Consider the following 24,667-nt stretch of genomic DNA (forward strand, 5'->3'; position numbering starts at 1 on the left):
GGACGAGCTGAACGAAGCCCGTCCGACGGAACGCTTCAGCACCGCCATCCGGCTCCTGTCCGGACGGGCGGGCATGGAGCCCCCCACCACGGAGGCGCATGTCGTCACGCCACGAAGGTGCGCGGCGCCTCCACCCCCGCCGTCCCCCCGCTCTCCACCACCCGCGCCGCCGCCGCCAGGCGCGTCGCCGCCTCCTCCGCGACCGCCCCGCCCACGGTGAACGGCAGCCGCACATACCCCTCGAAGGCGCCGTCGACCCCGAACCGCGGCCCCGACGGCACCCGGACCCCCACGCGCTCCCCCGCCTCGGCGAGCCGCGAACCCGACAGGCCACCAGTGCGCACCCACAGGGTGAGCCCGCCCTGCGGCACCTCGAACTCCCAGCCGGGCAGCTCCCGCCGCACCGCCGCCACCAGCGCGTCCCGGTTGTCCCGGGCCTGGCGGCGGCGCTCCGCGACGGCCTCCTCCCAGCCGCCGGTGCTGAACAGCCAGTTCACCGCCAGCTGCTCCAGCACGGGCGTGCCCAGGTCGGCGTAGGCGCGCGCGGCGACGAGGCTGCGGATCACGTCGGGGGCCGCGCGGACCCATCCGATGCGCATGCCCGCCCAGAACGCCTTGCTCGCCGACCCCACCGTGATCACGGTCGAGCCGGCCGGGTCGAACGCGCACACGGGCCGCGGCATCCGGACGTCCTCGTCCAGCCACAGCTCGCTCATCGTCTCGTCGGCGACGAGGACGGTCCCCGCCGACCGGGCCGCGTCCACCAGCCGCCGCCGCTGGTCGTCGTCGGCGAGCGCGCCGGTCGGGTTGTGGAAGTCGGCGACGACGTAGGCGAGCCGGGGCGCGGCCTCGCGCAGCACCTGACGCCAGCGGTCCATGTCCCATCCGGCGAGCCCTTCGGCCATCGCGACCGGCACCAGCCGCGCCCCGGCCTCCCGCATGAGCTGGAGGATGTTGGCGTACGACGGCGACTCCACGGCGATGCGCTCGCCGCGGCCGGCGAAGAGGTGGCAGATGGCGTCGATCGCGCCCATGGCACCGGTGGTGACCATGATCTGCTCGGGCATGGTCGGGATGCCGCGCGCGGTGTAGCGCTCGGCGATCATCGCGCGCAGCGCGGGCAGCCCGGCCGGGTAGTCGCCGTGGGTGTGCGCGTACGGCGGCAGCTCCTCCAGGGCGCCCTGCACGGCGCGGGTGAGCCACGGCTCGGGCGCGGGGAGCGCCGCGCAGCCGAGGTCGATCATCGAGCCGAGCGCCTCGGGCGGCAGCGGCTCCAGGCCGCGCGCGGGCAGCGGGTTGCCGGCCGGTACGGCGGTCCAGCTGCCGGCGCCGCGCCGGGACTCCAGGAAGCCCTCGGTGCGCAGGGCCTCGTAGGCGGCGGCGACCGTGGTGCGGCTGACGGACAGGGCGAGGGCCAGTTCCCGTTCGGCGGGCAGGCGCGCGGCCACCGGCACCCGCCCCTCCAGCACCAGCAGCCGGATGCCGTCGGCGAGCGCGCGGTAGGCGGGCGGGCGGCGGGTGCCCGGGCCGGCCGGGCGGTCCTGCTGGGAGCCGAGCAGCCGCGCGAGCTGCGCCGCCCCCACTGCCGAAGTCCACTGCGCCATGGAAATCAGTCCACCTTCCGCGAATTGGCCATAGATGGCGTTCCCCACCGGGCCACAGGGTGTCATGTATCAGGCCACTACCACCACCAGGGGGCACCTCTTGTCCAGGCGACCGCATCTCACACGGCGGCTGGTCCAGCTCTACGGCGGGCTCGCGCTGTACGGCGCGAGTTCCGCGCTGCTGGTCCGGTCGGGGCTCGGACTGGAGCCGTGGAACGTGCTGCACCAGGGCCTGGCGGAGCGGACCGGCCTGTCGATGGGGCTGGTGCTGACCGTCGTCGGCGCGGCGGTGCTGCTGCTGTGGATCCCGCTGCGCCAGCGGCCGGGGCTCGGGACGGTCTCCAACGTCCTGGTGATCGGTGCCGCGATGGACGCCACGCTGGCCGTGGTGCCCGACGCCCACGGGCCGGCGGCGCGGATCGCGGCCATGGCGGCGGGGATCGTCCTCAACGGCGCGGCGACCGGCCTGTACATCGCGGCGCGGTTCGGTCCGGGCCCGCGCGACGGGCTGATGACGGGGCTGCACCTGCGGACCGGGCTGTCGGTGCGCCTGGTGCGGACGGCCATCGAGATCACGGTCGTGGCGACGGGCTTCGCCCTCGGCGGCTCGGCCGGCGTCGGCACCCTGCTGTACGCGGTGTCGATCGGCCCGCTCGCCCAGGTGTTCCTCCGCCTGTTCGCCGTCCCGCCGGCGCCGGGCGGCAGCACGGTGGTTGCCACGGACCGCCCCCGCCGGGCAATACTGCGTCGGTGACCTCGCCGACCCGGCCGACCCGGCCGATCCGCCACCCCTACCTCGACCATCCCGGCCCGATCGCCTTCGCCCACCGGGGCGGGGCGGCGGACGGCCTGGAGAACACGGTGCGCCAGTTCCGGCGCGCGGTGGAGGCGGGGTACCGGTACATCGAGACCGACGTCCACGCCACCGCGGACGGCCGGCTCGTCGCCTTCCACGACGCGACCCTGGACCGGGTCACGGACGGCGCCGGCCGGATCGCCGACCTGCCGTGGGCGGACGTACGGCACGCGCGCGTGAGGGGCGAGGAGCCGGTGCCGCTCTTCGAGGAACTGCTGGAGACCTTCCCCGGGGTGCGCTGGAACGTCGACGTCAAGGCGGAGCCGGCGCTGCTGCCCTTCCTGGAACTGGTCGGGCGCGCGAACGCCTGGGACCGGGTCTGCCTCGGCTCGTTCTCCGAGGCCCGCGTGGTCCGCGCCCAGCGGCTGGCGGGCCCCCGCCTGGCCACGTCGTACGGCACCCGGGGCGTCCTGGCCCTGCGGCTGCGCAGCTGGGGGGTGCCGGCCTCACCGCGCCGCTCGGCGGTGGCCGCCCAGGTGCCCGAGTCGCAGGCGGGCGTCCGGGTCGTGGACCGCCGCTTCCTGCGCGCCGCCCACGCGCGCGGGCTGCACGTCCACGTGTGGACGGTGAACGACCCCGGCCGCATGCACCGCCTTCTGGATCTGGGCGTGGATGGCATCATGACCGATCACATCGACACACTGCGCAAGGTCATGGAGGACCGCGGCGTCTGGGTCTGAGACCCCGGCCGGGTCCCGGGGCGGTGCGCGTTCACGGGGAAGCGAGGGCGCGGGTGGGGACCGACACCGTGCGGACGGGGCCGGCCGGCGAGGCGGCGGGGCGGCGGCGCGAGCAGCGCGGCTGGTACTTCTACGACTGGGCGTGCTCCGTCTACTCGACGAGCGTGCTCACCGTGTTCCTGGGGCCCTATCTGACCTCGGTCGCCGAGGCGGCGGCGGACGCGGACGGGTTCGTGCACCCCTTGGGCGTTCCGGTGCGCGCCGGGGCGTTCTTCGCCTACTCCGTCTCCCTGTCGGTGATCGTCGCCGTGCTGGTGATGCCCTGGGCGGGTGCGGCGGCCGACCGCGCCGGCCGGAAGAAGCCCCTGCTGGGCACCGCCGCCTACACGGGGGCCGCGGCGACGGCGGGCATGTTCTTCCTCGACGGCGACCGGTACCTGCTCGGCGGGGCGCTGCTCGTGGTCGCCAACGCGGCGCAGTCCGTGGCGATGATGCTCTACAACTCCTATCTGCCGCAGATCGCCGCGCCCGAGGAGCGCGACGCCGTCTCCTCCCGCGGCTGGGCCTTCGGGTACGCGGCCGGTGCCCTGGTCCTGGTGGCCGACCTGGTCCTCTACACCGCCCACGACTCCTTCGGCCTGAGCGAGAGCGCGGCGGTCCGCATCTGCCTGGCGTCGGCCGGTCTGTGGTGGGGCGCGTTCGCCCTCGTGCCGCTGCGGCGGCTGCGCGACCGCCCCTCCGCCGCGGCGAAGGCGGCCCTGCCCGGCCGGCGGCAGCTCGCGGCCACCCTGCGCGACATGCGCCGCCACCCGCTGACGCTCGCCTTCCTGCTGGCCTACCTCGTCTACAACGACGGCATCCAGACGGTGATCTCCCAGGCGTCGGTCTACGGCTCCGAGGAACTGGGGCTGGGCCAGTCCACCCTCATCGTGGCGGTGCTGCTGGTGCAGGTGCTCGCGGTGGCGGGCGCCCTCGTCCTGGGCCGGCTGGCCCGGACCCACGGCGCGAAGCGCACGATCCTCGGCTCGCTGATCGCCTGGACGGTCACGCTCGCGGCCGGGTACTTCCTCCCGGCCGGGGCGCCGGTGTGGTTCTTCGTCCTGGCCGCCGGGATCGGGCTGGTCCTCGGCGGCAGCCAGGCGCTGTCCCGCTCCCTGTTCTCCCACCTGGTCCCGCCCGGCAAGGAGGCCGAGTACTTCGCGGCGTACGAGATGAGCGACCGCGGCATGAGCTGGCTGGGCCCGCTGCTGTTCGGGCTCACCTACCAGCTCACCGGCAGCTACCGGGACGCGATCGTCTCGCTGGTGGCGTTCTTCGTCCTCGGTTTCCTGCTGCTCGCCCGCGTCCCGGTCCGGCGGGCGATCCGCGACGCGGGCAATCCCGTACCCGAAAGGATTTAGCACTGGGCACGAAAGGGCGGTAGTGTACGCGTTTGGCCCGCCAGGCGTACCGTTACTGCGCGTCAAAGGTGTCAAAACGCAGGGTGACATCTCCGAACAGAGGTGACAAACCGGACGTCGGAGGGTACTGCACTGGTTGACAAGGCTGCGGCTACGACGGCGACGCATGGCCCGGAACGGACTCGGGACGGGAATCTTTACCGCCGACCGGACGTTGACCGGATGACGACGACAGCGACACCTGTCCTGTGGGCGACAAGCCCGGGAGGCACGATTCATGAGTGAGCGAGCTCTTCGCGGCACGCGCCTCGTGGTGACCAGCTACGAGACGGACCGCGGCATCGACCTGGCCCCGCGCCAGGCCGTGGAGTACGCATGCGAGAAGGGGCACCGGTTCGAGATGCCCTTCTCGGTCGAGGCGGAGATCCCGCCGGAGTGGGAGTGCAAGGTCTGCGGGGCCCAGGCACTCCTGGTGGACGGCGACGGCCCGGAGGAGAAGAAGGCCAAGCCCGCGCGTACGCACTGGGACATGCTGATGGAGCGGCGGACCCGTGAGGAACTCGAAGAGGTCCTCGAGGAGCGGCTGGCCGTTCTGCGCTCCGGCGCGATGAACATCGCCGTTCATCCGCGGGACAGCCGCAAGTCCGCGTAGGCCCCGAGGGGCCGGGCGAGGTTTCCGGCGCGCGCAAGTGACCGCGGGCGCCGTACGTGAGAGTCCACGTACGGCGCCCGCGGTCTTGCCGTGCCCGCGCACGGGCCGCGCCGGGCGGGCCCGCCGCCGAGCCGCCGACGCGGGCTCGCGTCAGCGGCTCAGCGGCGGGTACTGCTCTTGCGGCGCCGTGCCCGGCTCGTCCCGGACGACCTCCCCGGGGACGACCTTTCCGTCCGGGTGGTGCATGCGGGCCCGCCGGAAGGCGTCGCCCAGGGTGCCGGGGGCGGCCTGGCGGAGCTTGCGTTCGAAAGTGCGCTGCGCGGTGCGGCTCACGGCCTTCTGGACCGGGGGCAGCAGCAGGAGCAGACCCGCCGCGTCCGAGATCAGCCCGGGGATCATCAGGAGCAGGCCGCCCAGCATCACCAGGCCGTTGCCCTCGCTGTCCGGGCGGGCGGCCGGGGGCGCCGCCCCGGGCTGCTGCTGTTGCAGCGTCTCGGTGAGGTTGCGGAAGGCGCGGCGCCCGGCCCGCTTGACGACCACGGAGCCGAGGACGAAACCGGCCACCAGCAGCAGGAGGACCACGAAGCCGCTCGACGCACCCGCGACCACCGTCAGCAGCCAGACCTCCAGCACGAGCCAGGCCGCGAGGCCCAGCGGCAGGAAGGTGCGCAGCCGGGAGCGCCGGGGCCGGGCGGGGTACCTGGGAGTCTGAGCGCCAGTCGTCATGTCTCCAGTGTGCCCGGACCCGGCTCAGCGGGGGATAAGGGCACCGCCCACGGCGGACGGGAACGGTGCCCGGCCCGCTACCGCTGTGCGGGCCTGCCGCGCTTGACGACCTTGTCGACCCTCTCCCCCACGCCCCACGCGGTGACCCGCCACAGGGCCTCCACGAGGATGTCGCGGCTCATCTTGGAGTCGCCCAGCTCGCGCTCGACGAAGGTGATGGGCACCTCGACGACGTGGTAGCCGGCCTTGATGGCGCGGCGGGCCAGGTCGACCTGGAAGCAGTAGCCCTGGGAGGCGACGTCGTCGAGGCCGAGGCCCTCCAGGGTCTCCCGGCGGAAGGCCCGGTAGCCGCCGGTGATGTCGCGCAGCGGCAGGTCGAGCGCCAGGCGGGAGTAGAGGCTGCCGCCGCGGGAGATGATCTCGCGGGACCTGGGCCAGTTCACCACCCGTCCGCCGGGCACCCAGCGCGAGCCGAGCACCAGGTCGGCGCCCTTGAGGGCGGTCAGCAGGCGGGGCAGTTCCTCCGGCTGGTGGGAGCCGTCGGCGTCCATCTCGACGAGCACGCCGTAGCCGTGCTCCAGCCCCCAGCGGAAGCCCGCCAGGTAGGCGGCGCCCAGGCCCTCCTTGCCCTTGCGGTGCAGGACGTGGACGCGGTCGTCCCCGGCGGCGAGTTCGTCGGCCAGCTTTCCGGTGCCGTCGGGGCTGTTGTCGTCGGCCACGAGCACGTGCGCCTCCGGGACGGCCTCGCGCACCCGGCCGACGATCGTCTTGATGTTCTCCGCCTCGTTGTAGGTCGGAATGATCACCAAGGCGGTGCCGAGCGGGCCGAACCGTCTGTCCTGGCCCTCTGCCGCGCGAGTCTCGTCGCCGTCGTTCACTGCTGCCCCTTCGAGTCCGTACGCAGAGGACCACCATAGTGGGCCCGGCCTGCGATGACGCGACAGCACGTTCGTATGGTGGTGTCGTTTCCGCAAAAGCTGGGTAGGACTGCCTTTTTCGGCGGGCGTCCGGCGGGTGCCCCGCGGCGGATGGGGGCCCGGCGCCCTTCGGGCCGACCTGGGACCCGCTGGCTGCGGATCGACCGAGAGCCGTTGTCTACTGAGCGCCCGGGCCCCACCCGGGTCACACCTCCCGACCGCCGGAACGTTCCCTGGGCGCGGCACGGGCGCTGGGCCTGGCTCCCGGTGGCGGTGCCCCGGTGCGGCACCGTCCTTGACCCAGCGGCGCCGCGACGCTTGCGCGGGGAGCTCCCCGGTCGGGCGTCCGGTGGTGGACTCGGCCGAACCTACCGGCCCCCCGCCGCCGCCTGTCAACACCCGTTCGACCTGCGCGTTGTCCGGCAACGCGCAGGTCAGCGCGGTGGCCGCACCGGCCGTACGACACAGCGGCGGCAAAGGATCGTCGCCCCGTCGGCCGTGGAGATCACTCGCCCGGCCGCACGAAGACCGTCCGTCCGCCCACCACGGTCCGCAGGCAGACGGGCAGGTCACGGCCCGGGGACAGGTCGGGCAGGCCGGGGGTGCCGGAGCGCGGGTCGGTGGACCAGCGCGCGACGCGGTCGTCGGGGGCCTGCACCACCAGTTCGCCGGTGCGCCACACGGCGTAGTCCGCGGGAGCGCCGGGCACCAGGACGCCCGCGTCGTCGCGGCCGATCGCCCGCCAGCCGCCGCGCGTGTGCGCGGTGAACGCGGCGCGCACGGAGACGCGGTGCTCCGGCGTGCGGTGGAAGGCGGCGGCCCGGACGGTGCCCCACGGGTCGAGGGGCGTGACGGGGCTGTCGGAGCCGAAGGCGAGCGGGACCCCGGCGCGCAGCAGGGCCGCGAAGGGGTTGAGCGTGCGGGCCCGCTCGGTGCCCAGGCGGCGGGCGTACATGCCGTCCTCGCCGCCCCACAGCGCGTCGAAGGCGGGCTGGACGGAGGCGGTCAGGCCGAGCTCGGCGAAGGCCGCGACGGTCTCGGGGGTGAGCATCTCGGCGTGCTCGACCCGGTGGCGGGCGGCGCGGACGCGCGCGAGGCCCAGCTTCTCCGCGGCGGCGCGCAGACCCTCGACGACGGTGGTCACGGCGGCGTCGCCGATGGCGTGGAAGCCCGCCTGGAGGCCCGCCTCGGTGCAGGCGACCACGTGGGCGGCGACCGCGTCGGCGTCCAGATAGGCGGTCCCGGCGTGGCCGGCGTCGGCGTACGGCTGGTGCAGGCAGGCGGTGTGGGAGCCGAGGGCGCCGTCGACGAAGAGGTCGCCGGCCGCGCCGATCGCGCCCAGCTCCCGCGCCTTGTCCACGTCCTGCTCCGCCCAGTAGCCGACCACGCGCGGGCCCGCCTGACCGGCCGCGAGGCGGAGCAGGCCGGTGAGGTCGTCCTCGGAGGAGATCTCCGGGCCGGCGCACTCGTGGACGGTGCCGATGCCGAGCGAGGCGGCGTGCGCGAGGGCCGCGCGCTGCGCCTCGGCGCGCTGGGCGGGGGTGATCGCGCCGTACGCGGCGGCGCGTACGGCGTGGTGGGCGTCGCCGGTGAGCGGGGCGTCCACGCGGCCGTCGACGCCCGGGACCAGGTCGAGCAGGGCGGTCGTGACGACCGCCGAGTGCACGTCGATACGGCTGAGATAGAGGGGACGGCCGCCGGTGGCCGCGTCGAGCTCGGCGCGCGCCGGGGGGCGGCCTTCGGGCCAGCGGGAGGCGTCCCAGCCGTGGCCGAGCAGGACGCGGTCGTCCGGGCGGGCGGCGGCGAAGTCGCGTACGAGGCCGAGGGCCGCCCGGAGGGAGGGGGCGCCGGTCAGGTCGAGGCCGGTGAGGGCGAGGCCCGTGGACGTCGTGTGCACGTGCGCGTCGGTGAACGCGGGGGTGACCAGGGCACCGTCCAGGTCGACGACCTCGTCGACACCGTCCGCGAAGGCGTCCGCGGCGCCCTCGGAACCGACCCAGGCGATCTGCCCGCGCTCGACGACCATCGCGGTCGCGAAGGGATCGGCTGGGCTGTGCACCTCGCCGCGGCGCAGCAGGACGGTCTGGGACGGGGCGGTGGACTCACTCATGGACACCAGTCTCGCGCCTCACCCGTCCCGGCCGGCACGCAGGTCGGCGCGGGAGGCCGCGCGGCCCGGCCCGGCGCGCTCGGGAAGTGCACGCGCGCTCCGGTCCGGCGCGCTCCGGGCGCGCACGGCCCGCGCGCCGTCAGACCCGCGGCGGGCGCGCCTCGTACGGCGTGGACAGCACCACCGTGGTCCGTGTGGACACCCCGGCCAGCGAGCGCACCCGGGCCAGCAGCTCCTCCAGTTCGTGCGGGGTGGCCACGCGCACCTTGAGGATGTAGTTCTCGTCGCCGGCCACGCTGTGGCAGGCCTCGATCTCGGGGACGCCGGCCAGGCGGTCCGCGATGTCGTCGGGAGCGCTGGGGTCGAACGGTTTCACCGAGATGAAGGCGGTCAGCGGCAGCCCGACGGCCTCGGGGTCGACGACCGCGGCGTACCCGCGGATGACGCCACGCTGCTCCAGCCGGCGCACCCTCTGGTGCACGGCGGACGTGGACAGGCCCGTGGCCTTGCCCAGGTCGGTGTAGCTCATCCGCCCGTCCTTGACGAGCAGCTGCACGATCTGTCGGTCCAGCTCCTCCATGGCGCAAGAACCTACAGGGCGCCCGAACTCCTCGGATAGCCGAGCGGCGCAGGTCATCCCCGGTCCGTGAGGCGGACCGGGGCGTGATCACGGACCGGGCGGGGGGACGAACCGGTCCCAAGGAGGCACCTGCGAGCGGCATGTGACCAACACCACATCCCTCGAACGGGCTCCGTGATGTTCTCGTGATTACTCCGGAGAGGGGACGGGAAGTGCTTGGTGTGGTCGAGGCCGCAGTGCCGTCACGGCCCAGCCCGAGGGGGAGAATCCCATGCAGAACCTGAAGCGCCCTGGTCGCACCGCGCCCAAGCGGCACCAGCCGGTCGTCGATCCCGAGCCGGAGGGCGTCGAACCCGACGCCCTCGACGACGAGGAACTCGACGCCTACGACACCTTCGAGATGTACCGGGTGATCTGCCCGGAGTGCGCGCAGCCCATCGCCCTGCTGGCGGACGAGGACGTGCTGCCGGAGCACGCGCTGTGCGCCTCGCCGTGGAACCCGTTCGGGCTCACGGTCTGCGCCGGGACCGGCCGCCGGGCCGACGAGGCCCGCCCCGCGGACGAGTCCTTCCGGCCCCAGGAGCAGGACACCTCGCTGCTGTTGACGCTCCCCCAGGGGCTCGACTGGCGGACGCAGCCCTTCTCGCACGTCGGCGGCCCGGGCTCGCGCCCGATGCGCGCGCCGGCGATGCGGCGCCACGCCGCCTGAGCGTCCGCCGGGCGGGCGGTACCGCCCGCCCCCTCCGCACGACCGGCCCGTGCCGCGGCACGGGCCGATGTCACTCTCACCTGACGTGACGTCACTTTCCTTGTTGCGCAGCCCCCTTGGGTCGACGCACTCCTGCGAACGCACGCCCGATTGCGCGGACCGGTGACCTGTCCCCGCTTCTCCGCGTTGCCCGGGTATGACCCCCACGTACTCGGTGACCGGGCGTCAGCGCCGCCTCTTCGTCCCGGCGCCCACAGAATCGGTTCCGCCGGCGCCGCCGGTCCCGGACCCGCCGATCTACCGCGAGCTGTTGCGGACCTGGGCCGATCGCGGCCGCACCCTGCCGGGGCGCCACGATCCGGAGTGGGTCCGGCTCGCGGCGCCCCCGCGCGGGCTCGGCGACTTCAGCGTGTCTCGGGACCCGCGAGGTGACGGGCGATGACCATGCGCTGGATCTGGTTGGTGCCCTCGACGATCTGCAGCACCTTGGCCTCGCGCATGTAGCGCTCGGCCGGGAAGTCGGCGGTGTAGCCGTAGCCGCCGAGGATCTGGACGGCGTCGGTGGTGACCCGCATCGCCGCGTCGGTGCAGTGCAGCTTCGCCATGGCCGCCTGCTTGGCGAACGGCCGGCCGGCGTCGCGCAGCCGCGCCGCCGCCAGGTACAGAGCGCGGCCGGCCTCGATCTGGGTCGCCATGTCGGCGAGCATGAAGCGCAGGCCCTGGAAGTCGGCGATCGGCCTGCCGAACTGGCGCCGCTGCCTCGCGTACGCCACCGCCTCGTCCAGGGCCGCCTGGGCCACCCCGATCGCGCAGGCCGCGATGCCGAGGCGCCCGGAGTCGAGCGAGGACAGGGCGATCGCGAAGCCCTGCCCCTCGTCGCCGATACGCCGCGCGTCGGGCACCCGCACCCCGTCGAAGTGGATCTGCGCGGTGGGCGAACCCTTCAGGCCCATCTTCTTCTCGGGGGCCGCGGCGCTCACCCCCGCGGCGTCGCCGGGGACCAGGAAGGCGGTGATGCCGCGCGGGCCCTCCTCCCCCGTGCGCGCCATGACGGTGTAGAAGTCGGCGACGCCGCCGTGGGTGATCCACGCCTTGGTCCCGGTGATCACCCAGTCGTCGCCGTCCCGCACCGCCCTGGTGCGCAGGGAGGCGGCGTCGGAGCCGGAGGACGGCTCGGAGAGGCAGTAGCCGCCGAGCAGACCGCCGCCGAGCATCGCGGGCAGGTGCTCGGCCCGCTGCTCCTTGGTGCCGTGGGCGGCGAGCGCGTAGCAGGCCAGGGAGTGCACGCTGACGCCGAGGCCGACGGTGAGGCGGGCCGCGGCGAGCTCTTCGAGGACCTGGAGGTAGACCTCGTAGGGCTGGTCGCCGCCGCCGTACTCGGCGTCGTAGGGCAGCCCGAGCAGGCCGGAGTCGGAGAGCAGGGCGAAGAGCTCGCGCGGGAAGCGGCCGGCGTCCTCCTCCTCGGCCGCCTTCGGGGCGATCTCTCGCCGCGCGATGTCGCGGACGAGTGAGATCAGCTCCCGTGCCTCGTCCGTGGGCAGTTGCCGGTCCACCGGCTGCGGGGCGCGGTCGGGCATGGCGACGCTCTCCTCCCTGTCGGGCACAACGGCGGGCGTGCGCCTTGGGTGGAGGCGGCTCCGCCGGGTCGTACTGAGGGCCTGGCCGACGCTCGTTTCCGGGTCGCGGAAGCTGCTGACCAGCGGCTGTGCGCTGTGAGTATGCCCGATCCGGGGCACCGAGTCACCGGTTAACGACCGCTTACTTCAAGAAAGCCGCGAACGGTCTCACGCCCGGAGGAGCCGGCGCCGCCGACGGCCGCCCCGCACGGGCGGGGGGCCGGATCACCGGCGGGGCGTCACAGGAGGCCGAGCTGGGTCACCAGCATCGCGGTGACGACGACGAGGACCCACCCCATGAGGTGCTCGAAGATCTTGGGGCCGTCGTCCTGGGGGCCGCCGGTGCGGACGCGGGCGGCGGTGGCGGTGTGTGCGGTCATGGCTTCTCGCTGATCTCGTGCGTACTGCGGAACCCCCCGCCGGCCATCCCCCACCGGCTTGTCCACCTTGCCACCGAAAACGGCCGCTGCGGCCGAGATGTCCGTCACAGGGGACGGCCCCCGGCGGGCGCCGGGGGCCGTCCGTGGCCGGTTCAGCGCACGCCCACCGCCGCGAGCGCCCCGCGCTGGCGCGGGCTCGGGTGCGCCGGGAAGAAGAGGTAGCAGACGCCGCCCGTGCCGGAGACGACCTTGCCACTGGCGTTGTACCGCTTGGTCCGCAGCCAGATGTTCTCCCATTCGCGCCGTTTGTAGACGCGCCGCACCTCCTCGTTGCTCGGCGAGGCCGGGTCGTTGGCGATCACGTCCCCGTCGGCGGTGAAGCCGATCACGGTCATCAGATGGCCGGCCGTGCCGTACCCGGCACCCGTCAGCTCCTCCTTCAGGAAGGACTGCGAGGTGATCGCCGGGATGCCGGCCGCGATCAGCGTCTCCAGGTCGGTGAGGGAGCCGAGGCGGGTGACCACGCCCTGGAGACCGTCGAAGGTGGCCGCGTAGGCGGCGTTGAACGGCCAGTTGCCGCAGCCGCCGTACTGGTGGTCGTACGTGTACCGGGCCGCGTGGCACACCTGCGGGTCGGTGTAGGAGGGGTCGACCCAGGCCAGCTGCTCCTCGGTGAGCCGGCCGCCCCAGTACTCGATGATCATTTGCGAGGAGGTGGGGCTGCACCAGGCCTCGCCGCCGTTGTCGTACTCGGGGTACCGGCCCTTGTGGATCTCCTGCGAGTAGCGCGGGACGGCCAGCTCCCGGGCGAGGCCGGGCGTGGAGGCCGGAACGGTGAAGCGGTCCGGGACGTCGGAGCCCGTCACGCCGGCGCGCCACACCGTGGGGGTGGTCCTCGCGCCGGGGCGGCGGTACAGGGTCAGCCGCAGCCGGCAGGAGACCAGGCGCAGGCCCGTGGCGGGATCGTCGAGGGCGAGCGTGTCCGTCCAGACGCTGCTCCTGCCGTCGCCCTGGCCGTCGACCGAGGTCCGCCGGATGTCCTGGTCGCCGGCGGCCCAGCGGCCCATCACGTACCAGGGCGTGTCCGTGCCGTCGGAGTACGTCCCCTTGAGCTCGGCCTGGATCCAGGTGCCGCCGGGGGTGTGGGCGTTCCAGGAGACGATCGCCTCCGTCGCGGGGACGGCGAGCCGGTGGACGGGCGAGGTCCAGGTGGCGTACTCCCAGACGGCCGTGCGGCCGGTGTGCGGGTCGGTGTAGTCGGTGGTGCCCGCCGGCGCGCCCAGCACGATGCCGGGCCGGGCGCCCGCGACGGCGCGGGCGCCGCGGGCGGTGCCGCCGCGCCAGTCGCGGTACGTGACCCAGCTCCGGTGGTCGACGGGGCGGGCCGGGGTGTGACCGGGGCCCGCGGCGGCGGTGACGGGGTACGCGGCGGCCGGGGCGGCGGTGCCGGCCACGGCGGCGGCGACCGTGGCGGCCAGGACGGTTCTGCGGGACGGCTGTTCGGCTCTGCTCATGGGCGGTAGACCCCCAGGTGTCCGAGTCGGGGCAGGTCCGTTGCACGGGCTGTGCGCCCACTATGGCCGCAGGCGGTCGCTCCTGCCAGCACCCGCGCGCAGGCCGCGCGGGCGCCGTTAGAGTGCACGGCGACCGTTGTCCGCTCCCCCGCACCGCTCAGGACCAGCCATTCACGACCTCGCCTCCCGGATCCGCCGCCTGCCCGCCTCCTGCGGCCCGGTCCGCCTGATCGGCGTCGACGGGCACGCCGGCTCCGGAAAGTCCACGTTCGCCGGGCGGCTGGCGCGGGCGCTCGGCGGGGCGCCGGTGCTCCACCTGGACGACATCGCCAGCCACGACGAGCTGTTCGACTGGACCGGACGGCTGCTGGAGCAGGTGATCGCGCCCTTCGCGCGCGGCGAGGCGGCGCACTACGCCCCCTACGACTGGCGGACCCGCCGCTTCGGGCCGCCCCGCGTGCTGCCGCCCGCCCCGGTGGTGCTGGTCGAGGGCGTCGGCGCGGGCCGCCGGGCGCTGCGCCCGCACCTGGCCCTGCTGCTGTGGATGGACCTGCCGTGCGCACAGGCGTGGGCGCGGGGACGGGGCCGGGACGGGGAGGAGCAGCGGGAGTTCTGGGAGGGATGGGTCCGCGCGGAGCGCCGCCACTTCGCCGGGGACCCTTCTCGGCCGTTCGCCGATCTCCTGGTACGACAGCGCCAGGAGGGATATGAGGTGCTTCAGGGGCCTGCGTGAACCATTGGACCGGACCAGACTTTCACGCACGGTGACGGTCCGTCCGCAGTGTGCTGAACCTGTGAAGATCGATCTCGGCCAACTTCCCGGAGTGACTCAACTCCGCTTGACCACGGGGCCGTACAGGACTTACGTTCTCAATGTGCGGCGATTCGAAAGCCGCCGGAAGACGCGAAGCCCCCGGTTGTTCCCCCGTGACCGGGGGCTTCGTTCTGCCCTCTCCCCCTCTCGCGGGCGTCGCACGGCATCAGACGCTCACCCTCCGTCACCACGGCGTGTGCGCCCCCTGTGCTCCGCCGCGCCGATCAGCCGCCCGCCGCACCCTTCGGAGCCGACCCGGCCGCGGGTACGATGCCCTCGGTGCGACCCGCGGACGGCTGCTTCGCGCACCTGCAACTCCGGTACGCGACCGAGCGGTTCGACCAAGGCGGCCGGCGGGCGACAGCCCGGCGGCATACCGACGGGGGGCACGGTTTGTGGGGGACGTGATGGACTTCGGCACCCAGGGCCCCAAGGCCCCGGCCGACCTCGCCTGGCTGCGAGGCGTGGACGCCTACACCATGGGCGCCTATCCGCAGGCGGAGGAGGAGTTCCGGGCCGCCGTCCGGATGGATCCCGGGATGGCCGACGCCTGGCTGGGCCTGCACGCGCTCCGCGTGGACACCACGACCGCGCTGCTGCGCATGTTCCGCCACCGCGACCGTTTCGGCGAGCAGCGCACCCGGCACCGCCGCACCCTCAACTCCTGGTACTGGCTGGGCTGGTGGGTGCAGCCGGTGCTGGAGAGCCCGCGCGACCTGCTGCTCGCCCACGCCTCCCACTGGCTGGACGGCCGCCACGTGCCGGAGCTGGACCGGGCGCTGGCGGGGCTGCCGCCGGTGGACACCGACCGCCAGGTCCGCTTCCTGCACGCCTGCCGTGCCTATCTCGTCAAGGACTGGGAGCAGCTCGTCCGGCACACCGACCCGCTGCTCGACGATCCCCTGCTCGGCATCGAGGCCGGCCTGTTCGGCGGCATGGCCCGGGTCCGCCTGGAGATGTACGGGCAGGCCGAGCCGCTGCTGTCGGCGGCCCTGATGCGGTGCCGCAGCGAGCAGCCGCAGCGCAAGGAGCTGCGCTACTGGCTGGCGCGCGCCCACGAGGGCACCGGCCGCAGCGCCGCGGCGCTCCCGCTGTACCGGGCCGTGCACAGCGTCGACCCGGCGTTCATGGACACCTCCGCCCGGCTCGCCGCCATCGCGGAGGGCGACGGGTACGACGAGGCGGCCGAGGCCGCCGGTCTCGCGGCGGTCACGCTCACCGGCGCCGGGCAGGACGGCGCCGACGGCCCCGACGGCCTGGACACGCTCTTCGGCACCGAGGAACGCGACCTGAAGCTGTCCGACCCCGGGCCGCCGCCGGTCGCTCCCCTGCCGTCGGTGACCGGCCCGCCGGTCCGCCTCCGGACCGCCCCGGAGCCTTCCCTGCCGGCCGGGCCGACCGATCCGGCGCTGCTGGAGGAGGCGCTCGCCGAGCTGGAGCGCATGGTGGGCCTGGAGCCGGTGAAACGGCAGGTCAAGGCGTTGTCGGCGCAGCTGAACATGGCACGGCTGCGGGCCGGTCAGGGCCTGCCGGTCCAGCCGCCCAAACGGCACTTCGTCTTCTCCGGCCCCTCCGGCACCGGCAAGACCACGGTCGCCCGCATCCTGGGCCGCGTCTTCTACGCCCTCGGCCTGCTCGGCGGCGACCACCTGGTGGAGGCACAGCGGGCCGACCTGGTCGGCGAGTACCTGGGGCAGACGGCCGTGAAGGCCAACGAGCTGATCGACTCCGCCCTCGGCGGAGTGCTGTTCGTCGACGAGGCGTACGCGCTGTCCAACTCCGGGTACGGCAAGGGCGACGCGTACGGCGACGAGGCGCTGCAGGTGCTGCTGAAGCGGGCGGAGGACAACCGGGACCACCTGGTGGTGATCCTGGCCGGCTACCCGGAGGGCATGGACCGCCTGCTGGCCGCCAACCCCGGGCTGTCCTCCCGCTTCACCACCCGCGTCGACTTCCCCTCGTACCGGCCGGCGGAACTGACCGAGATCGGCAAGGTGCTCGCCGCCGAGAACGGCGACCTGTGGGACGACGAGGCCCTCGACGAGCTGAGCTCGATCGCCGGGCACGTCGTGGAGCAGGGGTGGATCGACGAGCTGGGCAACGGGCGGTTCCTGCGCACGCTGTACGAGAAGAGCTGCGCGTACCGGGACCTGCGGCTGTCGTCCTGTCCCGGCACGCTGACGCGGGAGGACCTGGCGACCCTGCGGCTGCCGGACCTGATGCAGGCCTACGGAGAGGTGCTGTCGGGACGGGGGCCGCAGGATCCGCCGTCGGTGTGACGGACCCCGCGGCCGTACCGCCCGCCGGGGTCAGCGGGCCAGCGCCTCTTCCGGGGCGCCGGTCCGGGGCTCGGTCACCGTCGCCCCCGGCCCCTCGGATGTCTCGGACGTCTCGGGCACCTCGCGGTGCGCCGGGTCCCGTACCTCGCCCACGAGCATCTCCAGGACGTCCTCCAGCGCGACCAGGCCGAGCACCTTGCCGGACGCGTCGGCCACCTGGGCCAGGTGCGTCGCGGCCCGGCGCATGACGGTCAGCGCGTCGTCGAGCGGCAGCTCGGGCCGCAGGGTCGTCATGGGCCGCCACAGCCGCTGCGGCACGGCCCGCTCGGACTCCTCCAGGTCCAGGACGTCCTTCACGTGCAGGTATCCCATGAAGGCGCCGTCGCCCGCGGCGACCGGGAAGCGGGAGTAGCCGGTGCGGGCGGTCAGCTCGACGATCTGCCCGGGGGTGACCGACGGGCTGACCGTGATCAGCGACTCGCGCCCCAGCAGGACGTCCGTCACCGGGCGGGAGCCCAGCTCCAGGGCGTCCTCCAGGCGTTCGGCCTCCTCCGGGTCGAGGAGCCCGGCCTGGCCGGCGTCCTCCACCAGCCGGTTGAGCTGCTCACTGGTGAACACCGCCTCGACCTCGTCCTTGGGCTCGACGCGGAAGAGCCGCAGGATGCCCCGGGCGCAGGCGCCGAGGGCGGCCGTGACCGGCCGGCACAGCCGGGCGAAGGCGACCAGGCCGGGGCTGAGCCACAGCGCTGCCTTCTCCGGGGCGGCCATCGCCAGGTTCTTCGGGACCATCTCGCCGATGACGAGGTGGCAGAAGACCACCACGGCGAGGGCGATGACGTAGCCCAGCGGGTGGATCATGCCGTGCGGCAGGTGGATCCAGGCGAAGACCGGCTCCAGCAGGCGGGCGACGGTCGGCTCGGCGACCGCGCCGAGGGTCAGCGAGCAGACGGTGATGCCGAACTGGGCGGCGGCCATCATCTGCGGCAGCCGCTCCAGCCCGTACAGGACCTGCCGGGCACGGGCGGTGCCGAGCGGTTCGATCTGGCTGCGGCGGACGGAGACGAGCGCGAACTCGGCGCCGACGAAGAATCCGTTGACGAGCACGAGCAGCGCGGCGAAGAGGAGTTGCAGGACGCTCATCGGGCGGCCTCCGGGGTGGGGGCGGGCGCGGGTGCCGTACGCACCAGCCGGACCCGCTCGGCGCGGTAGTGGCCGACCTGGCGGACCGACAGCCGCCAGCCGTCGAGCTCCGCGCGGTCGCCGACGGCCGGGATGCGGCCGAGCAGGTCCGCGACGAGCCCGGCGACGGTCTCGTACGGCCCCTCGGGGGCCCGGAGTCCGATGCGGGCGAGGGCGTCGACGCGGCAGCCGCCGTCCACGTCCCAGGCCGGACGGCCGTCCTCCGGCGGCGCGGGGGCCAGCTCGGGCACCTCGGAGAGGACGTCGTCGTGCTCGTCGCGGACCTCGCCGACGATCTCCTCGACGATGTCCTCCAGGGTGACGACACCGGCCGTGCCGCCGTACTCGTCGACGACGACCGCGATGGGCTGTTCGCTGCGCAGCCGGGCCAGCAGCGGCCGTACCGGCAGGGTCTCGGGGACCAGCAGCGCCGGGCGGGCGATGCGGCCGACGGGGGTGCGCAGCCGTTCGTGGACCGGGACCGCCAGGGCGTCCTTGAGGTGGACCATGCCGACGATCTCGTCGATCTTCTCCCGGTGGACGGGGAAGCGGGACAGGCCGGTGGCGCGGGTCAGGTTGACCACGTCCTCGGCGGTCGCCGACGCCTGGAGGGAGCTGACCTTCACGCGCGGGGTCATGACGTGCTGCGCGGTCAGGTCGCCCAGCGACAGGGTGCGGACGAAGAGGTCGGCGGTGTCCTGTTCCAGGGCGCCGGCCCGGGCGGAGTGCCGGGCCAGGGAGACCAGCTCGCCCGGGGTGCGGGCGGAGGCCAGTTCCTCGGCGGGCTCGATGCCGAGCGCGCGCACGAGCCGGTTGGCGACGGCGTTCAGAGCGGCGATCACCGGGCGGAACAGACGGGCGAAGCCGTGCTGCGGGCCGGCGACGAAGCGCGCGACCTGCAGCGGCCGGGAGACGGCCCAGTTCTTGGGCACCAGTTCGCCGATCACCATCTGCACGGCCGAGGCCAGCAGCATGCCGACGGCCACCGACACGCCGGGCACGGCGCCGCCGGGAAGGCCGATCGCGGTGAACGGGCCGCGCAGCACCTCGGCCAGCGCCGGTTCGGCGAGCATGCCGACGACGAGGGAGGTGAGGGTGATGCCGAGCTGGGTCCCGGAGAGCTGGAACGACAGCTCCTTGAGGGACTCGACGACCCGGCCGGCCCGCCGGTCGCCCTCGGCCGCGGCCTTCTCGGCCTCGGCGCGCTCGACGGTCACCAGGCCGAATTCGGCGGCCACGAAGAATCCGTTGGCGAGAATCAGCAGGAACGCGGCTGCCAGGAGCAGCAGGGGGGTGGTCATGAGGCCGCCGCCTCCGCGTGGGCGCGGACCGCGCGGGTCCGGGCCTCGCTATGTCGGCAGGGGGCGGCGCAGGTACTGCAGGACGATCCGTCCATCGCCGGAGGGGGTCACTCCTCGGGTAGCAGGAACCCCCGTGCACCGGGAGGTGCGACAGGGGCGGAGCCGCGGCGGTCGCGGCTCCGCACCCAGATTAATCAAGACGGGGCGGAATGTGGCAGGGCGGACGGCCCCGGTCCGCCTCCGGGGTCTCCCCGTCGGGGCTCCGGACCGGCGCGGGCCTACGTCCCGGGCTCGGCGGTGGAGCGGGCCTCGGCCAGGGCCCGCAGGGCCTTGGCGTCGGCGATGGCGCGCTGCTTGGCGATGCCCGGCTGGATGCCGAGGGCGGGCAGGCTGGTACCGTCGCTCAGGTCGAGGAAGACCCAGGGGTCACCCGTGCGGAGGTTCACCCGGAGGATCTCCGCCCACTCCAGCCGGCGCGTGCGGGTGAGGTTGACCACGGTGACGCCGGACTCGTCGGCGACGATCCTGGGCCGGGCCAGCAGGAGCAGCACGCTGTCCAGCAGGGCCGCCGTGACGACGAAGCTGAGGCGTTCGGCGGGGCTGAGCCGCTCCAGCAGCAGCGCGACCGCCGTGATGGTCACGAACAGGACGACGGCCGCGGTGAGCAGGACGGCCCGGGTGCGGCCCGGCCGGAAGGTGACGGGCAGGGCGGGCAGGTCCGCCGTGGCATCCGACATGGTGGTGCTCCGGATCGCGTCAGAGGCGGCAGGCGTGGATGGCGGTGGTGAGGATGGCCCGGGCACCGATCTCGTACAGGTCGTCCATGATCCGCTGGGCCTCCTTGGAGGGGACCATCGCGCGGACGGCGACCCAGCCCTCGTTGTGCAGCGGGGAGACGGTCGGGGACTCCAGGCCCGGGGTGAGGGCGACGGCCTTCTCCAGCTGCTCCACGCGGCAGTCGTAGTCCATCATCACGTACGTCCGGGCCACCAGGACGCCCTGGAGGCGGCGCAGGAACTGCTGCACCTTCGCCTCGACGGTGTCGTCGGTCTCCGCGCGGGTGCCGCGGATCACGACCGCCTCGGACTTCATGATCGGCTCGCCGATGACCTCCAGGCCGGCGTTGCGCAGGGAGGTGCCGGTCTCGACGACGTCGGCGATGACCTCGGCGACGCCGAGCTCGATCGCGGTCTCGACGGCGCCGTCGAGGTGGACGACGGAGGCGTCGATGCCGTGGTCGGCGAGGTGCTTGGCGACGATGCCCTCGTAGGAGGTGGCGACCGTCATGCCGCTCAGGTCCTCGACGCCGCTCGCCGTGCCCGGCTTGGTGGCGTAGCGGAAGGTGGAGCGAGCGAAGCCGAGGGGGAGGATCTCCTCGGCGTCGGCGCCGGAGTCGATCAGCAGGTCGCGGCCGGTGATGCCGATGTCGAGGCGGCCGGAGGAGACGTAGATCGCGATGTCGCGGGGGCGGAGGTAGAAGAACTCCACCTCGTTCTCCGGGTCGACGATCCGCAGTTCCTTGGACTCGCGGCGCTGCTGGTAGCCGGCCTCATGCAGCATCTCCGCCGCAGGGCCGGACAGTGAACCCTTGTTGGGGACGGCGATGCGCAGCATGAGGTCGGCTTCCTTTGTGTGAAGGGGTTGTTTCTCTGGACTGAGGGGGATCACAGGTGGGCGTAGACGTCGTCCAGGGAGATCCCGCGGGCGACCATCATCACCTGGACGTGGTACAGCAGCTGCGAGATCTCCTCGGCGGCCGCCTCCTTGCCCTCGTACTCGGCGGCCATCCAGACCTCGGCGGCCTCCTCGACGACCTTCTTGCCGATGGCGTGGACGCCCTTGTCGACCAGCTCGGCGGTGCGGGAGGTGGCGGGGTCGCCGTGGGCGGCCTTCTGCTGGAGCTCGGTGAAGAGCTCCTCGAACGTCTTCTTGGACATGGTGGCGCCCACTCTACGCGGTTGTGCCGGTCGACCTAGCGCCAGGGCTCGGACACGGAACGCAGCGTGGCCGCGGTCGCCACCGCCGCGGTGACGGCCTCGTGGCCCTTGTCCTCGCCGGAGCCCTCCAGGCCGGCCCGGTCCAGGGCCTGCTCCTCGGTGTCGCAGGTGAGCACGCCGAAGCCGACGGGGACGCCGGTGTCGACCGAGACCTGGGTGAGGCCCTGGGTGACGCCCTGGCACACGTAGTCGAAGTGGGGGGTGCCGCCGCGGATGACGACGCCGAGGGCGACGACCGCGTCGTAGCCCCGCGCCGCGCACGCCTTGGCGACCACCGGGAGTTCCCAGCTGCCGGGGACCCGCAGCAGGGTCGGCTCGTCGATGCCCAGGTCGTGCAGGGCGCGCAGGGCGCCGTCCACCAGGCCGTCCATCACCTTCTCGTGCCACTGGGCCGCGATGACGGCGACCCTGAGGTCGCCCACGTTGCGTACGGACAGTTCCGGTGCGCCCTTGCCGCTCACGTTCTCGTCTCTCCTCGCTGTCGTCTCACTGGTTGCCGCAGGTGGACACGGGGGCCGTGTCCAGCCAGGGCAGGTCGTGGCCCATCCGGTCCCGCTTGGTGCGCAGGTAGCGGAGGTTGTGTTCGCCCGCCTGGACGGGCATGGGCTCGCGGCGGACGACCTCGATGCCGTGCCGGGCGAGCGCGTCGCTCTTGTCGGGGTTGTTGGTCAGCAGGCGCACGCTGCGCACGCCGAGGTCGCGGAGCATCCGGGCGCCGGCGCCGTAGTCGCGGGCGTCGGCGGGCAGGCCGAGCTCCAGGTTGGCGTCGAGGGTGTCCCGGCCGCGCTCCTGGAGTTCGTAGGCGCGCAGCTTGGACATCAGGCCGATGCCGCGTCCCTCGTGGCCGCGCAGGTAGACCACCACTCCCCTGCCCTCGGCCTGGATGCGGGCGAGGGAGGCGTCGAGCTGGGGGCCGCAGTCGCAGCGCTGGGAGCCGAAGACGTCGCCGGTGAGGCATTCGGAGTGGACGCGGACGAGGACGTCGGTGCCGTCGCCGATCTCGCCGTGGACGAGGGCGACGTGCTCGACGCCGTCGACGGTGGAGCGGTAGCCGTACGCGGTGAAGGTGCCGTGGGCGGTGGGGAGGTTGACCTCGGCCTCGCGGCGGACGGTGGGTTCGCTGCCGCGGCGGTAGGCGATCAGGTCCTCGATGGAGATGATCGTCAGGCCGTGCTTGCGGGCGAACGGGATCAGCTCGGGCAGGCGCAGCATGCGGCCGTCCTCGCCGGCGATCTCCACGATGGCGCCGGCCGGGCGCAGGCCCGCGAGGCGGGCGAGGTCGACGGCGGCCTCGGTGTGCCCGTCGCGGACGAGGACGCCGCCGGGGCGGGCGCGCAGCGGGAAGACGTGGCCGGGGCGGACCAGGTCGGACGGCTCGGCGGTGCCGGACGCCAGCAGGCGGAGCGTGGTGGCGCGGTCGGCGGCGGAGATGCCGGTGGTGACCCCGTACTCGGCGCGGGCGTCCACGGAGACGGTGAAGGCGGTCTTCATCGACTCGGTGTTGTCCCGCACCATCTGGGGGAGGTCGAGCCGGTCCAGTTCGTCGCCCTCCATGGGGGCGCAGATCAGGCCGCGGCACTCGCTCATCATGAAGGCGACGATCTCCTCGGTCGCCTTCTCGGCGGCGATGACGAGGTCGCCCTCGTTCTCGCGGCCGGCGTCGTCGACGACCACGACGGGGCGGCCGGCGGCGATGTCGGCGATGGCCTGTTCGACGGGGTCGAGCACGAAGTCGTCGATGCCGTCGGTGCCGTACAGGACGGGTGCCGCGCTCATGCGGGCGCTCCTTCCAGGACGGGCTGCGCGGCCCTGCGGGAGCGCAGCCACCAGTCGCGCAGGCCCCACAGGACGAGCGCGCCGTAGAGGACGTAGACGAAGCCGGAGAAGGCGAAGCCGTTGGCGAAGTTCAGCGGGACGCCGACCAGGTCGACCAGCAGCCAGGCGAACCAGAACTCGACCATGCCCTTGGCCTGGGCGTACATGGCGACGACGGTGCCGACGAAGATGTAGGCGTCCGGCCAGGGGTCCCAGGACAGCGTGGGGAAGGCGGTGAACAGCGCGCCGACGGCGAGGGTGCCGAGGGCGGCGGTGCCGAGCAGCGCCCCGCGCTCGCGCCAGGTGGCGAAGCGTACGGCGACGGAGCCGTCCTGGGTCTGCTGCCGGCCGCGGTTCCACTGCCAGAAGCCGTAGGCGGCGACGGCCATGACGACGATCTGCTTGCCCGCGCTGCCGGAGAGGTGGGCGGTGGCGAAGGCCGCGAAGAGGACGAGGCCGGAGACGAACTGGACGGGCCAGCTCCATATCGAGCGGCGCCAGCCGAGGGCGAGGCCGAGCAGGCCGATGACGTTGCCGATCATGTCCGACCACTTGATGTGCTGGCCGAGGAGGACGAACGCCTCCGAGTTGAGCCAGTTCACTTGGTCCCCTCCCGGTCGGCCAGCAGCCGCTCGACGTACTTGGCGATGACGTCGGCCTCCAGGTTCACCGGGTCGCCGGGCTGCTTGCGGCCGAGCGTGGTCAGGGCGAGCGTGGTGGGGATGAGGCTGACGGTGAAGAAGTCGGGGCCGGCCTCGACGACGGTGAGGCTGATGCCGTCGACGGTGACGGAGCCCTTCTCGACGACGTACCGGGCGAGGTCCGCGGGGAGGGAGATCTTGACGATCTCCCAGTGCTCGGACGGGGTGCGCTCCAGGATCGTGCCGGTGCCGTCGACGTGGCCCTGCACGATGTGCCCGCCCAGGCGCGCGCCCACGGCGGTGGGGCGCTCCAGGTTGACCCGGGAGCCGACGGTGAGGGCGCCCAGGCTGGAGCGCTTGAGGGTCTCGGCCATCACGTCGGCGGTGAACTCGTCGCCCTCGTGGTCGACGACCGTGAGGCAGACGCCGTTGACGGCGATGGAGTCGCCGTGCTTCGCGCCGTCGGTGACGACGGGGCCGCGCAGCCGGAAGCGACAGGCGTCGCCGAGGGTCTCGACGGCGGTGACCTCGCCCAGCTCTTCGACGATTCCGGTGAACACTTCCCGGGTCCTCCTGCCTCTTCGGGCACGGACTCCGGGGCTGTCGAGGACGACAGGATGTACGAGCGAGGACACCGGGAGCGACGCCGGACGGACTCGTCCCCCGACGGAAACGAGCCCAGAGGGCGGCGCGCACACACGTGCCCGCTCGCCGCGCACTGCCTCCCATCCGGACTTTAACCGTCGGTCCAGGAATTTCACCTGGTCAACCGGTCACTGGAGGCGACCGGGTCGCGGACTGTAACCGCCGGTTCGGACTTTCACCGACCCCGGAGTGCGCTGCTTCTGGTACAGGGCCAGTGTGCCACGCCCGGTCGGCGTCCATGCGGGGAACGGG

The 24,667-nt window shown here is 73.6% G+C and carries 24 protein-coding genes and 1 riboswitch; of the genes, 7 read left to right on the forward strand and 17 right to left on the reverse strand.

Annotated elements, in window-relative coordinates; translation table 11 throughout:
- Positions 1 to 104: 104 nt before the first annotated feature.
- Positions 105 to 1,604, reverse strand: coding sequence for a PLP-dependent aminotransferase family protein (locus ABZ340_RS25760; RefSeq protein ID WP_358784195.1), 1,500 nt, complete (start codon positions 1,602 to 1,604; stop codon positions 105 to 107).
- Between the two features lie 64 nt (positions 1,605 to 1,668).
- On the opposite strand from ABZ340_RS25760, the gene ABZ340_RS25765 reads away from it, so the two are divergent.
- From ABZ340_RS25765 to ABZ340_RS25780, 4 genes are all read left to right on the forward strand, one after another.
- Complete coding sequence (locus ABZ340_RS25765; RefSeq protein WP_358784196.1) at positions 1,669 to 2,358, forward strand: hypothetical protein; 690 nt, start codon at positions 1,669 to 1,671, stop codon at positions 2,356 to 2,358.
- A complete protein-coding gene (locus ABZ340_RS25770; RefSeq protein WP_358784197.1) occupies positions 2,355 to 3,140 on the forward strand; it encodes a glycerophosphodiester phosphodiesterase in 786 nt (261 codons plus the stop codon). Before ABZ340_RS25765 ends, ABZ340_RS25770 begins: the two co-directional genes overlap by 4 nt.
- Positions 3,141 to 3,193: 53 nt before the next feature.
- Positions 3,194 to 4,540: an MFS transporter gene (locus tag ABZ340_RS25775; protein ID WP_358784198.1), complete on the forward strand. Its 1,347-nt coding sequence runs from the start codon at positions 3,194 to 3,196 to the stop codon at positions 4,538 to 4,540.
- A 277-nt stretch (positions 4,541 to 4,817) separates the two neighbouring features.
- Complete coding sequence (locus ABZ340_RS25780) at positions 4,818 to 5,192, forward strand: RNA polymerase-binding protein RbpA (protein ID WP_003977404.1); 375 nt, start codon at positions 4,818 to 4,820, stop codon at positions 5,190 to 5,192.
- A 150-nt stretch (positions 5,193 to 5,342) separates the two neighbouring features.
- Here ABZ340_RS25780 and fxsA read toward each other — a convergent pair whose 3' ends face one another.
- The 4 genes from fxsA to ABZ340_RS25800 form a co-directional block, all read right to left on the reverse strand.
- The gene (gene fxsA, locus ABZ340_RS25785; protein ID WP_358784199.1) at positions 5,343 to 5,918 is read right to left on the reverse strand and encodes an FxsA family membrane protein; all 576 of its coding nucleotides are present in this window, start codon (positions 5,916 to 5,918) and stop codon (positions 5,343 to 5,345) included.
- A gap of 77 nt (positions 5,919 to 5,995) precedes the next feature.
- Positions 5,996 to 6,796, reverse strand: coding sequence for a polyprenol monophosphomannose synthase (locus tag ABZ340_RS25790; protein WP_358784200.1), 801 nt, complete (start codon positions 6,794 to 6,796; stop codon positions 5,996 to 5,998).
- 544 nt (positions 6,797 to 7,340) lie between these two features.
- The gene (locus ABZ340_RS25795) at positions 7,341 to 8,945 is read right to left on the reverse strand and encodes an amidohydrolase (protein ID WP_358784201.1); all 1,605 of its coding nucleotides are present in this window, start codon (positions 8,943 to 8,945) and stop codon (positions 7,341 to 7,343) included.
- Positions 8,946 to 9,084: 139 nt separating this feature from the next.
- Positions 9,085 to 9,525 carry an Lrp/AsnC family transcriptional regulator gene (locus tag ABZ340_RS25800; RefSeq protein ID WP_358784202.1) on the reverse strand — a complete coding sequence of 147 codons (441 nt, stop codon included), beginning with the start codon at positions 9,523 to 9,525 and terminating at the stop codon, positions 9,085 to 9,087.
- 271 nt (positions 9,526 to 9,796) lie between these two features.
- On the opposite strand from ABZ340_RS25800, the gene ABZ340_RS25805 reads away from it, so the two are divergent.
- Entirely contained in the window at positions 9,797 to 10,234 is a 438-nt protein-coding gene (locus ABZ340_RS25805) for a hypothetical protein (RefSeq protein WP_358784203.1), read from the forward strand.
- Positions 10,235 to 10,638: 404 nt separating this feature from the next.
- Here ABZ340_RS25805 and ABZ340_RS25810 read toward each other — a convergent pair whose 3' ends face one another.
- The 3 genes from ABZ340_RS25810 to ABZ340_RS25820 form a co-directional block, all read right to left on the reverse strand.
- The gene (locus ABZ340_RS25810) at positions 10,639 to 11,811 is read right to left on the reverse strand and encodes an acyl-CoA dehydrogenase family protein (protein ID WP_358784204.1); all 1,173 of its coding nucleotides are present in this window, start codon (positions 11,809 to 11,811) and stop codon (positions 10,639 to 10,641) included.
- A 278-nt stretch (positions 11,812 to 12,089) separates the two neighbouring features.
- Positions 12,090 to 12,230 (reverse strand): SCO1431 family membrane protein, encoded by a 141-nt coding sequence (locus tag ABZ340_RS25815; RefSeq protein ID WP_358784205.1) that lies wholly within the window; start codon positions 12,228 to 12,230, stop codon positions 12,090 to 12,092.
- A gap of 152 nt (positions 12,231 to 12,382) precedes the next feature.
- Positions 12,383 to 13,744, reverse strand: a complete 1,362-nt coding sequence (locus tag ABZ340_RS25820; RefSeq protein WP_358784206.1) for a peptidase C39 family protein — start codon at positions 13,742 to 13,744, stop codon at positions 12,383 to 12,385.
- A 136-nt stretch (positions 13,745 to 13,880) separates the two neighbouring features.
- On the opposite strand from ABZ340_RS25820, the gene ABZ340_RS25825 reads away from it, so the two are divergent.
- Positions 13,881 to 14,477 (forward strand): hypothetical protein, encoded by a 597-nt coding sequence (locus tag ABZ340_RS25825; RefSeq protein ID WP_358784207.1) that lies wholly within the window; start codon positions 13,881 to 13,883, stop codon positions 14,475 to 14,477.
- 488 nt (positions 14,478 to 14,965) lie between these two features.
- Positions 14,966 to 16,837 carry an AAA family ATPase gene (locus tag ABZ340_RS25830; protein ID WP_358784208.1) on the forward strand — a complete coding sequence of 624 codons (1,872 nt, stop codon included), beginning with the start codon at positions 14,966 to 14,968 and terminating at the stop codon, positions 16,835 to 16,837.
- A 30-nt stretch (positions 16,838 to 16,867) separates the two neighbouring features.
- On the opposite strand, the gene ABZ340_RS25835 is transcribed toward ABZ340_RS25830, so the two are convergent.
- The 9 genes from ABZ340_RS25835 to ABZ340_RS25875 form a co-directional block, all read right to left on the reverse strand.
- Positions 16,868 to 17,977, reverse strand: coding sequence for a hemolysin family protein (locus ABZ340_RS25835; protein ID WP_358784209.1), 1,110 nt, complete (start codon positions 17,975 to 17,977; stop codon positions 16,868 to 16,870).
- Positions 17,974 to 19,317 carry a hemolysin family protein gene (locus ABZ340_RS25840; RefSeq protein WP_358784210.1) on the reverse strand — a complete coding sequence of 448 codons (1,344 nt, stop codon included), beginning with the start codon at positions 19,315 to 19,317 and terminating at the stop codon, positions 17,974 to 17,976. The genes ABZ340_RS25835 and ABZ340_RS25840 overlap by 4 nt, the downstream gene beginning before the upstream one ends.
- Before the next feature lie 278 nt (positions 19,318 to 19,595).
- Positions 19,596 to 20,054, reverse strand: coding sequence for a PH domain-containing protein (locus ABZ340_RS25845; protein WP_358784211.1), 459 nt, complete (start codon positions 20,052 to 20,054; stop codon positions 19,596 to 19,598).
- 19 nt (positions 20,055 to 20,073) lie between these two features.
- Complete coding sequence (gene hisG / locus ABZ340_RS25850; protein WP_358784212.1) at positions 20,074 to 20,931, reverse strand: ATP phosphoribosyltransferase; 858 nt, start codon at positions 20,929 to 20,931, stop codon at positions 20,074 to 20,076.
- A gap of 50 nt (positions 20,932 to 20,981) precedes the next feature.
- Positions 20,982 to 21,254, reverse strand: coding sequence for a phosphoribosyl-ATP diphosphatase (locus ABZ340_RS25855; RefSeq protein WP_029383007.1), 273 nt, complete (start codon positions 21,252 to 21,254; stop codon positions 20,982 to 20,984).
- Between the two features lie 35 nt (positions 21,255 to 21,289).
- On the reverse strand, positions 21,290 to 21,775 hold the full coding sequence (gene ribH / locus ABZ340_RS25860) for a 6,7-dimethyl-8-ribityllumazine synthase (RefSeq protein WP_358784213.1): 486 nt from the start codon (positions 21,773 to 21,775) through the stop codon (positions 21,290 to 21,292).
- 25 nt (positions 21,776 to 21,800) lie between these two features.
- A complete protein-coding gene (locus ABZ340_RS25865; RefSeq protein WP_358784214.1) occupies positions 21,801 to 23,090 on the reverse strand; it encodes a bifunctional 3,4-dihydroxy-2-butanone-4-phosphate synthase/GTP cyclohydrolase II in 1,290 nt (429 codons plus the stop codon).
- Positions 23,087 to 23,731, reverse strand: coding sequence for a nicotinamide mononucleotide transporter family protein (locus ABZ340_RS25870; protein ID WP_358784215.1), 645 nt, complete (start codon positions 23,729 to 23,731; stop codon positions 23,087 to 23,089). The genes ABZ340_RS25865 and ABZ340_RS25870 overlap by 4 nt, the downstream gene beginning before the upstream one ends.
- Complete coding sequence (locus ABZ340_RS25875) at positions 23,728 to 24,330, reverse strand: riboflavin synthase (protein ID WP_358784216.1); 603 nt, start codon at positions 24,328 to 24,330, stop codon at positions 23,728 to 23,730. Before ABZ340_RS25875 ends, ABZ340_RS25870 begins: the two co-directional genes overlap by 4 nt.
- Positions 24,331 to 24,481: 151 nt before the next feature.
- Positions 24,482 to 24,612: riboswitch (FMN riboswitch) on the reverse strand.
- Positions 24,613 to 24,667 lie beyond the last annotated feature (55 nt).

The organism is Streptomyces sp. NPDC006134, assembly GCF_040628835.1.
In the GTDB taxonomy this organism is placed as follows: domain Bacteria; phylum Actinomycetota; class Actinomycetes; order Streptomycetales; family Streptomycetaceae; genus Streptomyces.

Coding starts and splice junctions, on each gene's coding strand:
- ABZ340_RS25800 (WP_358784202.1), bottom strand. CDS start 9,525: ATGGAGGAGCTGGACCGACAGATCGTGCAGCTGCTCGTCAAGGACGGG.
- fxsA (WP_358784199.1), bottom strand. CDS start 5,918: ATGACGACTGGCGCTCAGACTCCCAGGTACCCCGCCCGGCCCCGGCGC.
- ABZ340_RS25865 (WP_358784214.1), bottom strand. CDS start 23,090: ATGAGCGCGGCACCCGTCCTGTACGGCACCGACGGCATCGACGACTTC.
- ABZ340_RS25780 (WP_003977404.1), top strand. CDS start 4,818: ATGAGTGAGCGAGCTCTTCGCGGCACGCGCCTCGTGGTGACCAGCTAC.
- ABZ340_RS25835 (WP_358784209.1), bottom strand. CDS start 17,977: ATGAGCGTCCTGCAACTCCTCTTCGCCGCGCTGCTCGTGCTCGTCAAC.
- ABZ340_RS25760 (WP_358784195.1), bottom strand. CDS start 1,604: ATGGCGCAGTGGACTTCGGCAGTGGGGGCGGCGCAGCTCGCGCGGCTG.
- ABZ340_RS25765 (WP_358784196.1), top strand. CDS start 1,669: ATGTATCAGGCCACTACCACCACCAGGGGGCACCTCTTGTCCAGGCGA.
- ABZ340_RS25815 (WP_358784205.1), bottom strand. CDS start 12,230: ATGACCGCACACACCGCCACCGCCGCCCGCGTCCGCACCGGCGGCCCC.
- ABZ340_RS25830 (WP_358784208.1), top strand. CDS start 14,966: ATGGACTTCGGCACCCAGGGCCCCAAGGCCCCGGCCGACCTCGCCTGG.
- ABZ340_RS25845 (WP_358784211.1), bottom strand. CDS start 20,054: ATGTCGGATGCCACGGCGGACCTGCCCGCCCTGCCCGTCACCTTCCGG.
- ABZ340_RS25840 (WP_358784210.1), bottom strand. CDS start 19,317: ATGACCACCCCCCTGCTGCTCCTGGCAGCCGCGTTCCTGCTGATTCTC.
- ABZ340_RS25810 (WP_358784204.1), bottom strand. CDS start 11,811: ATGCCCGACCGCGCCCCGCAGCCGGTGGACCGGCAACTGCCCACGGAC.
- ABZ340_RS25805 (WP_358784203.1), top strand. CDS start 9,797: ATGCAGAACCTGAAGCGCCCTGGTCGCACCGCGCCCAAGCGGCACCAG.
- hisG (WP_358784212.1), bottom strand. CDS start 20,931: ATGCTGCGCATCGCCGTCCCCAACAAGGGTTCACTGTCCGGCCCTGCG.
- ABZ340_RS25855 (WP_029383007.1), bottom strand. CDS start 21,254: ATGTCCAAGAAGACGTTCGAGGAGCTCTTCACCGAGCTCCAGCAGAAG.
- ABZ340_RS25795 (WP_358784201.1), bottom strand. CDS start 8,945: ATGAGTGAGTCCACCGCCCCGTCCCAGACCGTCCTGCTGCGCCGCGGC.
- ABZ340_RS25820 (WP_358784206.1), bottom strand. CDS start 13,744: ATGAGCAGAGCCGAACAGCCGTCCCGCAGAACCGTCCTGGCCGCCACG.